Origin of the sequence: Mesorhizobium sp. M1312, assembly GCF_040318115.1 — a bacterium.
In the GTDB taxonomy this organism is placed as follows: Bacteria; Pseudomonadota; Alphaproteobacteria; order Rhizobiales; family Rhizobiaceae; genus Mesorhizobium.
The window spans coordinates 60,941-68,731 of sequence record NZ_JAMYLQ010000036.1; the positions used below are offsets into that span (position 1 = coordinate 60,941).

Annotated in this window: 11 protein-coding genes and 1 pseudogene; 9 read left to right on the top strand and 3 right to left on the bottom strand. The window is 60.6% G+C overall.

The window, feature by feature from the left end:
• Positions 1–469 precede the first annotated feature (469 nt).
• The 6 genes from NKH36_RS29970 to NKH36_RS29995 all read left to right on the top strand — a co-directional run bounded on the left by NKH36_RS29970 (position 470) and on the right by NKH36_RS29995 (position 4,149).
• Positions 470–1,999 (top strand): ABC-F family ATP-binding cassette domain-containing protein, encoded by a 1,530-nt coding sequence (locus NKH36_RS29970; RefSeq protein WP_352961282.1) that lies wholly within the window; start codon positions 470–472, stop codon positions 1,997–1,999.
• A gap of 209 nt (positions 2,000–2,208) precedes the next feature.
• Positions 2,209–2,511, top strand: a complete 303-nt coding sequence (locus tag NKH36_RS29975) for a type II toxin-antitoxin system RelE/ParE family toxin (protein WP_352961280.1) — start codon at positions 2,209–2,211, stop codon at positions 2,509–2,511.
• Between the two features lie 86 nt (positions 2,512–2,597).
• A complete protein-coding gene (locus NKH36_RS29980; protein WP_352961278.1) occupies positions 2,598–2,894 on the top strand; it encodes a HigA family addiction module antitoxin in 297 nt (98 codons plus the stop codon).
• 127 nt (positions 2,895–3,021) lie between these two features.
• Positions 3,022–3,195, top strand: a complete 174-nt coding sequence (locus NKH36_RS29985) for a hypothetical protein (RefSeq protein WP_082982752.1) — start codon at positions 3,022–3,024, stop codon at positions 3,193–3,195.
• Between the two features lie 109 nt (positions 3,196–3,304).
• Positions 3,305–3,733: a VOC family protein gene (locus NKH36_RS29990; RefSeq protein ID WP_352961276.1), complete on the top strand. Its 429-nt coding sequence runs from the start codon at positions 3,305–3,307 to the stop codon at positions 3,731–3,733.
• A 62-nt stretch (positions 3,734–3,795) separates the two neighbouring features.
• Positions 3,796–4,149, top strand: a complete 354-nt coding sequence (locus NKH36_RS29995) for a DUF1428 domain-containing protein (RefSeq protein WP_352961274.1) — start codon at positions 3,796–3,798, stop codon at positions 4,147–4,149.
• 7 nt (positions 4,150–4,156) lie between these two features.
• Here NKH36_RS29995 and NKH36_RS30000 read toward each other — a convergent pair whose 3' ends face one another.
• The 3 genes and pseudogenes from NKH36_RS30000 to NKH36_RS30010 all read right to left on the bottom strand — a co-directional run bounded on the left by NKH36_RS30000 (position 4,157) and on the right by NKH36_RS30010 (position 6,537).
• Positions 4,157–5,740: a tetratricopeptide repeat-containing sulfotransferase family protein gene (locus NKH36_RS30000; protein WP_352961272.1), complete on the bottom strand. Its 1,584-nt coding sequence runs from the start codon at positions 5,738–5,740 to the stop codon at positions 4,157–4,159.
• A gap of 227 nt (positions 5,741–5,967) precedes the next feature.
• A pseudogene (locus tag NKH36_RS30005) lies at positions 5,968–6,216 on the bottom strand (DUF1488 family protein); the annotation flags it as partial.
• A gap of 126 nt (positions 6,217–6,342) precedes the next feature.
• Complete coding sequence (locus NKH36_RS30010; protein WP_352961270.1) at positions 6,343–6,537, bottom strand: hypothetical protein; 195 nt, start codon at positions 6,535–6,537, stop codon at positions 6,343–6,345.
• Positions 6,538–6,914: 377 nt separating this feature from the next.
• On the opposite strand from NKH36_RS30010, the gene NKH36_RS30015 reads away from it, so the two are divergent.
• The 3 genes from NKH36_RS30015 to NKH36_RS30025 all read left to right on the top strand — a co-directional run bounded on the left by NKH36_RS30015 (position 6,915) and on the right by NKH36_RS30025 (position 7,710).
• Positions 6,915–7,181: a hypothetical protein gene (locus NKH36_RS30015; RefSeq protein ID WP_352961268.1), complete on the top strand. Its 267-nt coding sequence runs from the start codon at positions 6,915–6,917 to the stop codon at positions 7,179–7,181.
• The gene (locus NKH36_RS30020) at positions 7,178–7,426 is read left to right on the top strand and encodes a hypothetical protein (RefSeq protein ID WP_095488858.1); all 249 of its coding nucleotides are present in this window, start codon (positions 7,178–7,180) and stop codon (positions 7,424–7,426) included. Before NKH36_RS30015 ends, NKH36_RS30020 begins: the two co-directional genes overlap by 4 nt.
• A gap of 146 nt (positions 7,427–7,572) precedes the next feature.
• Entirely contained in the window at positions 7,573–7,710 is a 138-nt protein-coding gene (locus NKH36_RS30025; RefSeq protein ID WP_164547135.1) for a hypothetical protein, read from the top strand.
• The last annotated feature ends 81 nt before the right edge of the window (positions 7,711–7,791 follow it).

Here is a 7,791-nt window from a genome sequence, read left to right on the forward strand (position 1 = left end):
CCAACGCCCGATTTCAACAGTTCCCAACCGGAATCAGCTGGGGGTATTGACTGCAATTGGTGACAAGCCGAGGGACAGCACCCCCCTCTGCCCTGCCGGGCATCTCCCCCGCAAGGGGGGATCGGCAGCTTCGCCGACAGTGCCTGCTCCGGAGATCGGCGCTACCGCTTGCCTGAAGCCCTATTGGGACGGCCTACTTGCCATCAGCCCCACCCTTGGTGTAGCCAATCTCTACAACTCGAACGTCTCAAAGGAGGGCTGCGTGAATATCGACCATCACCGTCAGCGCGGCCCTGTCCCTGCCCTGCGAGCTTGCTTGCAGGGCTGACCAGAGACGGTCCGGGTTCTCCCGCTTCGATTTTCTTGGTTTGCCCTTCGTGGTGCCGCAACGCCGAGCCTGATGGCCTGCCTGCGCACCGTCAAAGTGCATCGAACCGGAACCTCCCTCCGGGCAGACCAGAGAAACCACATGGCCCTGATCAGCCTCAAGTCCCTCGGCGTCACCATGAGTGCGCCGCTCTTCTCCAACCTCGATCTCACCATCGGCACCGGCGACCGCCTCGGCATCGTTGCCGCCAACGGCCGCGGCAAATCCACTTTGCTGAAGTGCCTGACCGGCGAAATGGAGCCGACATCAGGCGATATCACCCGCACGCGCGGCCTGCGCGTCGGCTATGTCGAGCAAGCCGTTCCCGCAGCATTGGCCGAGCACGGCTTTCAGCAGGTGGTGGCAGACGCCTTGCCGGCCGAGCAGGCTGAAAGCGAGCAATGGCGCGTCGACGTGGTTCTCGATTCACTCGACGTGCCGCAGCCTATGCGCGAGCGGTCGATGCGGGCCTTGAGCGGCGGTTGGCAAAGGCTGGCGCTGATCGCGCGCGTCTGGGTTACCGATCCGGACGTCCTGCTTCTCGACGAGCCGACCAACCATCTCGACCTCGCCAAGATCAGCCAGCTCGAAACCTGGCTGAATGCGCTGCCGCGTGAGGTGCCGGTGGTGATCGCCAGCCACGACCGCGCCTTCCTCGACGCAACGACCAACCGGACGCTGTTCCTGCGCCCCGAACAGTCGCCGGTATTTTCGCTGCCCTATACCCGGGCACGCAATGCGTTGAGCGAAATCGACGCCTCGACCGAGCGCAAATTCAAGCGCGACATGAAGGTGGCGCAGCAATTGCGCCGGCAAGCGGCCAAGCTCAACAACATCGGCATCAACTCGGGCAGTGACCTGCTGACGGTCAAGACCAAGCAGCTCAACCAGCGCGCCCAGCGCATCGAGGAGGTCGTAGCGGCGACGCACCGTGAGAAATCGGCGGGCGCGATAAAGCTCGCCAATCGCGGCACCCATGCCAAGGTGCTGATCACGCTCGACGACGTGGCGGTCGAAACGCCCGACGGCACGCTGCTGTTCAGGACCGGCAAGCGCCATATCTGCCAAGGCGACCGCATCGTCCTGCTTGGCCGCAACGGTGTCGGCAAGTCGTGGCTTATCAGCCTGATCAGGAATGCCATCGTCGAGCCGGAGACGGCGGCGCAAGGCGTGAAAGTGACGCCGTCGACGGTGCTCGGTTACAGCGATCAGGCGCTGTCGGGCATCAGCGGCGGCGACACGCCGCTGGCGATGCTCTCGCGCAGATTCGATGTCGGCGAGCAGCGCGCCCGCTCGCTGCTGGCGGGTGCAGGCGTCGGCATCGACATGCAGGAGCGCAGGATCGGCGTACTGTCGGGCGGACAGAAGGCGCGGCTGATGATGCTGGCGCTGAGGCTCGCCAATCCCAACTTCTACCTGCTCGACGAGCCGACCAACCATCTCGACATCGACGGCCAGGAAGCGCTGGAAACCGAACTGCTCGCCCATCAGGCAAGCTGCGTGCTGGCCTCGCACGACCGCTCCTTCATCAGGTCGATCGGTAACCGCTTCTGGCTGATCGAGAAGCAGCGGCTGACCGAGATCGACAGCCCGGAGGATTTCTTCCGGGAGGTCGCCGGGACGGCAGATTGAGTCATTTGGCACAAGATGTCTGGCAGATCCGATCCGACTACGAAGAGCCTGAACGGCCCTGCTGAATAGCCTTCATAGGTAGAGCAACAACGCTCAGATGGAGACACAAAGCTTGACGACGTTCCGACCCGCCAGCGCCAGCCTTGAGTTCGCAAAAATTACGTATCATTTTATGAGACGTTGCCTTGACTTCCGAGACGTATCATGTGATGGTACGTTTCCCAGAGACTGCAGATGATTCGTTCAAGGACAAGACCAGCGAGGCGGTTTCGAAAGGCAAGGGCCCGAAAGGCTTCCCCTCTGATCTTGTTCGTTCGGCTCAGCGCAAGTTGTTCATGATCGACAGCGCCGCCGAACTAGCGGACCTGAAGACGCCGCCTGGCAACAGGCTTGAACCGCTGAAAGGTAATCGTGCCGGTCAGCATTCAATCCGCATCAACGATCAGTTCCGCGTCTGCTTTCGGTGGGTGGACGGGCAAGCAGAGGATGTCGAAATCACCGACTATCACTAGGGCTCGATACCACGATGCACGACGCATGATCATCGCTTTCCTTGGCAATTAACCATTGTCAAACCGCTCACTGCCAGGAGCCTATAATGTTGTACTTTGACACCCCGATCCATCCCGGAGAAATCCTTCGAGAGGAATTTCTTGTTCCGCTTCGTCTGAAGCCTTACACGCTGGCCAAAAAGCTGCATGTTCCGCGCACGCGCATCGAGCGCCTGGCCAGCGAGACGACACCGGTAACTCCCGACACCGCGCTGCGTCTTGCCAAGTTTTTCGGAACAACGCCGCAGTTTTGGATGAACATGCAGTCCAGTTACGATCTCGCGGTAGAGGGCGAAGCCAAGAAGGCAGAACTCGACGCAATCGAGCAGATGGAAGCTGCCTGAGATCATCGATGGCGGAGTGAATCCGGTCCCGTGGCAAAAAATCTGACGGTCTGTCGGATCATGGCCGCGCGCTACGTCCTTGGGGTGCCGACACGGTGATGCCGGCGCCAATCGAGGAGAGAGCATCATGTCCATTCTTTCATCCGTAGGTCGCATCGCGACCCGTTACTCGGCGGCTCGCGCCCGTTACCGCAGCGAGCGCGCGCTCCTTTCATTGCCGATCGAACTGCGCAAGGACATCGGCTGGCCGGAAATCGTCGTCGACGCACAGAACAGCCCGCGGATTGGCCTGGCTCCCTGACAAGGGCCGGCCGTCGCACGCTCGGCACCAAAAACGCATCGGCCATGTAGGATCGCCGCTGCCTCATTCGTCCTGTGGTTCGCAACGCCCAACCAAAGAGGAGCAAGACATGAACAATCAGCCCCAAACCCAACCTGCCGCGAAAGTCCTCGGCGGATTGACGCCCTACCTTCAGCTGGACGGCGCCTTCAAGGCTTCAGAATTCTATCAGAAGGCGTTCGGCGCCGAGCAGGTCTTCTTCTACCCGCCGGACGAGCAGGGCCGGACGATGCACATCCATCTCCACATCAACGATTCGACCTTGATGATTTCCGACTTCTATCCCGAGCACGGAATGGCCGCGGTGAAGCCGCAGGGCTTCACCATGCAGCTTCACCTGGGCAGCGACGACATCGATGCCTGGTGGAAGCGCGCCATCGATGCCGGTTGCCAGGAAGTAATGCCGTTGCAAGTGATGTTCTGGGGTGATCGCTGGGGTAACATGCGCGATCCGTTCGGTGTCGAGTGGGCAATGAACGCGCCCGTGAAGGCCGCCTAGCGCCTTCTTTCCTTCTCCCCTTGTTGTGGGAGAAGGAAAAATCCAACCCAAGGAGAACCACAATGTCCTATGTCGATGGCTTCGTACTCGCCGTGCCGAAGGCAAATCTCGATGCCTATAGGAAAATGGCGCAACTCGGCGGCACCGTCTGGAAGGAGCATGGTGCGCTCGCCTATGTCGAATGCATAGGCGACGACGTGCCCTATGGCGAGGTCACCTCGTTCCCGCGCGCCGTGCAGGCCAAGGACGACGAGGTCGTCGTCTTCTCATGGGTCGTCTATGAATCGCGGCAGAGCCGCGATGCCGTAGTGGCCAAGGTGATGGCCGACCCACGCCTGAAATCCGACTGGTCGGCGATGCCGTTCGACGGCAAGCGCATGATCTTCGGCGGCTTTCAGCCCTTCATTGAGCTGTAGGCCCGAATTACGCTAGCCGATCGAGCAGTGGCTTAAGCCGGTCGCCATAGCGTTTCCACAGATCGACCGAGCCCTGGTACATCGGCTGGCGCACCTGCGCCGCCGACGCCGTGCGTACCGGCCGGTCGGTCTCGTGGAACGACAGCACCGCATCGTCCCATGGCAGGCCGAGATGGGCAATCAGCGCCCGCGTCTGCCCTTCTTGGTCGGCGACGAAATCCTCGTAGCGCACATCATGCACGACATCAGGCAGAACGGTGCGCCAATGCGCCATGATATCGGTGTAGAGATTGTGGAAATCGGCGAGCTCGCCGAGGTCGTAGCCGTAGCGGTGGCTGTCGCCGCGGAAATGCACCTTGTAGATCGACAGGCATGTCGCCGCCGCATCGCGCACGCAATGAATGATCTTGGCCTTGGGCAGCATCAGATGGATGAAGCCTACCAAAAGGAAATTGCCGAGCATCTTGTCGGTGACGTGCCGGAAACCAGGATAGCGGGCGTGCAGCAGGTCTAGATAGGTTTGGCCTGCCTCGGCATAGGCCTTGTCGGGCAAGTCGGCGATGCCCCAGGGAAAACCGCCCTTCATACCAGGTGGAAACTGCTTGCCGACCGCCGTCTTCAATATGCTGAGCTCACCGGCGCCATAGACCTGCGGATGGCTGGCGATGATCTGCTCGACCAGCGTGGAGCCGGAGCGCGGCATGCCGACGACAAAGATCGGCGTGTCGTCGGCGATCCCGCTCGGTCTGTGCTTGTCGAAGAAGGGCTTGTCGAACACCGCCTTCATCGCCTCGAATTCGGCGCGTGTCTTGGCCGCATCGTAGTCGATGCCCGTGCGGCGGATCGCATTGCCTTCGGCGAAATAATCGAAGGCACGGCCATAATCCTTCAGATCGTCATTGGCCTTGCCGAGGCCGAAGGAAAGCTGCATGCGCGCCAGGCTGCCTTCCGGCGCCTTGGCGTGCTGCGCCTCCATACCGGCAAGCTCGGCGTCGCGCTCCTGCTGGCGCTTGACCTGGGTGAGCATCAGCCAGGCCCTGGCCATGCCGGGATCGACCGCCAGCGCCTGCCGGAAATGCTCCGCCGCCCCTCCGAGGCTGCCCTTCTCCATCAGCCCGACGCCCAGACCGTGCAGCAGGTCGGCGTCCTTCGGCCGGATTGCCAATGCTTCGCGGAAGACGGCAAGCGCCTCCTCCAGCCGCCCCGCCTCCTGCAGCGTTTCGGCAAGCCCGATGCGGGCGCGGACATGGAACGGTTTGCGACCGATGGTGCCGCGATAGATCTCTTCAGCGCCCTCGAACTGGCCGAGCTGCTTCAGCGAGGAGCCGAGATTGTCGCGCGCCGCGAGTTGGTCCGGACGGATTGCCACCGCGCCACGGAAGAAGTCGACGGCTGCACTGACACGGCCGAGGTCGCGCATCACCGTGCCGAGGTTGTTGAGGAAATCTGGATTCTTGGGCTGCAGGCGCACCGACTGTTCGAGGAGATCGAGTCCTTCGGCGCTGCGCCCGGTCTGGTGCAGCAGCAAACCGAGGAAATGTGCTGCCGCCGCATGATTGGCCTTTTGCGCCAGCACCTGCCGGTAGAGCATCTCGGCTTCCTGCCGGCGCCCCGCCTGATGTAATTGCAGCGCCTGCTGCACGCGCTGGTCGAGGCCCAGCGGCGGCTGTCCGCCTGAGCCATAATTGGCGCCCGCGCCTGCCGGTCTTCTCGGATCTCTGTCGATGGAAAACCTGCCGTGTTTTGTCCGCCTGCCGCGATTTAGGCCATCGGCGCGGCAGGTTCAAGGGTTCGCAGGCCAGCTTACCGGAAATCGGCCTAGGTCAATACATACATGTTCTTGCGGCCGTGCGAATAGGCTTCGCGCGCAACATCCTGGATCGACGAACGCTCCGCATCGAAGGCGCTGAGATACTCGGCTTCCGCTCCGCTCGTGGCCGTTGCCGCCGAAAGCGCTGCAATCTCCACAAAGAACGGCACTTCGAACATGCCGTCATGGCCGACAAAACGAATCCGCCTGGCCGCAGCGTCGTAGGAGCGGCTGCGGTTGGGGAATTGAGCGTCATAATCGAGTTCCTCAGCGCATAACCCGAACCGGAGGGTCGGAAAGGATCATGCACGAAATCAAAGTCCTACAGCGCCCTTTGCGCGTCCAACAGGACGCGCCCCACTTGCCGCTGCAAGCCGGCCATGTCAGATCAGGCGGTTGGTCTCAGCAACCTGTCTGGCCCGCCGCAGCGTGCCGTCGGTGTCGGCGATCTTTCGCCTTGCTGCCTCGTCACTTCGTATCGTCAGACGCGCCGACATGACTTTCGCAGGCCCCACGGTCGGCTTGGCGACGGGATTGATTGTTACGGTTACGCCACTCGGCGTTTTCACAGAGATCATGAAATTTTTCCTTTCAAACGAAATAAAACATAGATGCCGGCACAAAAGTTCCGGCGACGTATCAGACATTTTCAGAAAGCTCTTGAATCATATCAGCATTCTACAAATGATTATAGAGAGCGAATTTTGTGAATGGATCATGATTCGGCAGGAATCTTCTTGAATAAACCGCAATTTCGGATTAAAGAATTGAGATCGTTTTTTGGGCCAAGCTTGGCATCTCGCGGCGTCAGAGGTTCTCGACCCGCCAAACTCATTCCAGATCGCCGATACCCAAATTGCCGCTACAGGGACACATGACATTCAAGTCCCCGGTGCCGCAAAGCGGGCGCCACCTTATCGGATCCAAGCCGGAAACGAGACTTCGAGGCACGAGAATGTCTGGCCGAACTACCCATTCGATAGCGCATTTCGAGTCACCCTTCATGCTCGGCGGCCTGGAAGGAAAATTGCCGGCCGGCGACTACGACATCGACCATGATGAAGAGCTTATCGATGGCATGTCGTGGCTTGCCTGGCGCCGGGTCGCCACCTTCATCCATCTGCCGGCAAGGACGGTGAAAAGCCAGACCAGCCAATTGGTCGCCATCGACCTCGCCGAACTCGAAACCGCGCTGAGGCGCGACCAGGAGAATGCCGCATGATACGTTTCCAGCAGAACGCGCGCCCGCGCACCGACACGCCCGCGCATCTTTTCGCGATCGGCCAGACCGTTCGCATGAAGAGCCGCACCGGCCTTGTGCAGAAGACCGCAGAGCTGTTCCAGATCAAGAGCAAGCTGCCGGTCAAGGACGGCTCGCCGCAATACCGTATTCGCAGCGACGAGGAGACCCATGAGCGGGTCACCACGGAAGATAATCTCGAAGTGGCCGACAATCCGAGCGCCTAATGCATGTCGCCCAAAATGCGAAGCGGTTTTGGGACAACGACATGCATAAAACAAAACTTAAAGCGCGTCGGCTGAATCCTTTTCAACGCGACGCGCTTAGGCGCCCATCAACCACCACAACGTTAACCAATCACGAGGACCAAGAAATGGCCAAGGGTCAACAGCGCAGCAACCGCGAGACACGCAAGCCCAAGAAGGACAAGGCGGCGGCAAAGCCGGCCTCGCCCTTCGGCTCGGCCGTCAAGCAGGCGGAAGCCGGTTTGAAGCCGAAATCCAAGGGCTAGGTGGTGTGGACTCTTAGGATTCCCTTTTTGACCGTAGCATGATTCAAGACTGCTTTTGGAGGCAGCCTTGGGTGTAATGGA

What these genes read in the sequence shown, in the direction of transcription:
- NKH36_RS29975 (WP_352961280.1), top strand. Translation starts at nt 2,209, where the DNA reads ATGGTACGTTTCCCAGAGACTGCAGATGATTCGTTCAAGGACAAGACC.
- NKH36_RS30010 (WP_352961270.1), bottom strand. Translation starts at nt 6,537, where the DNA reads ATGATCTCTGTGAAAACGCCGAGTGGCGTAACCGTAACAATCAATCCC.
- NKH36_RS29995 (WP_352961274.1), top strand. Translation starts at nt 3,796, where the DNA reads ATGTCCTATGTCGATGGCTTCGTACTCGCCGTGCCGAAGGCAAATCTC.
- NKH36_RS29990 (WP_352961276.1), top strand. Translation starts at nt 3,305, where the DNA reads ATGAACAATCAGCCCCAAACCCAACCTGCCGCGAAAGTCCTCGGCGGA.
- NKH36_RS30020 (WP_095488858.1), top strand. Translation starts at nt 7,178, where the DNA reads ATGATACGTTTCCAGCAGAACGCGCGCCCGCGCACCGACACGCCCGCG.
- NKH36_RS29980 (WP_352961278.1), top strand. Translation starts at nt 2,598, where the DNA reads ATGTTGTACTTTGACACCCCGATCCATCCCGGAGAAATCCTTCGAGAG.
- NKH36_RS29970 (WP_352961282.1), top strand. Translation starts at nt 470, where the DNA reads ATGGCCCTGATCAGCCTCAAGTCCCTCGGCGTCACCATGAGTGCGCCG.
- NKH36_RS30000 (WP_352961272.1), bottom strand. Translation starts at nt 5,740, where the DNA reads ATGCTCTACCGGCAGGTGCTGGCGCAAAAGGCCAATCATGCGGCGGCA.
- NKH36_RS29985 (WP_082982752.1), top strand. Translation starts at nt 3,022, where the DNA reads ATGTCCATTCTTTCATCCGTAGGTCGCATCGCGACCCGTTACTCGGCG.
- NKH36_RS30015 (WP_352961268.1), top strand. Translation starts at nt 6,915, where the DNA reads ATGTCTGGCCGAACTACCCATTCGATAGCGCATTTCGAGTCACCCTTC.
- NKH36_RS30025 (WP_164547135.1), top strand. Translation starts at nt 7,573, where the DNA reads ATGGCCAAGGGTCAACAGCGCAGCAACCGCGAGACACGCAAGCCCAAG.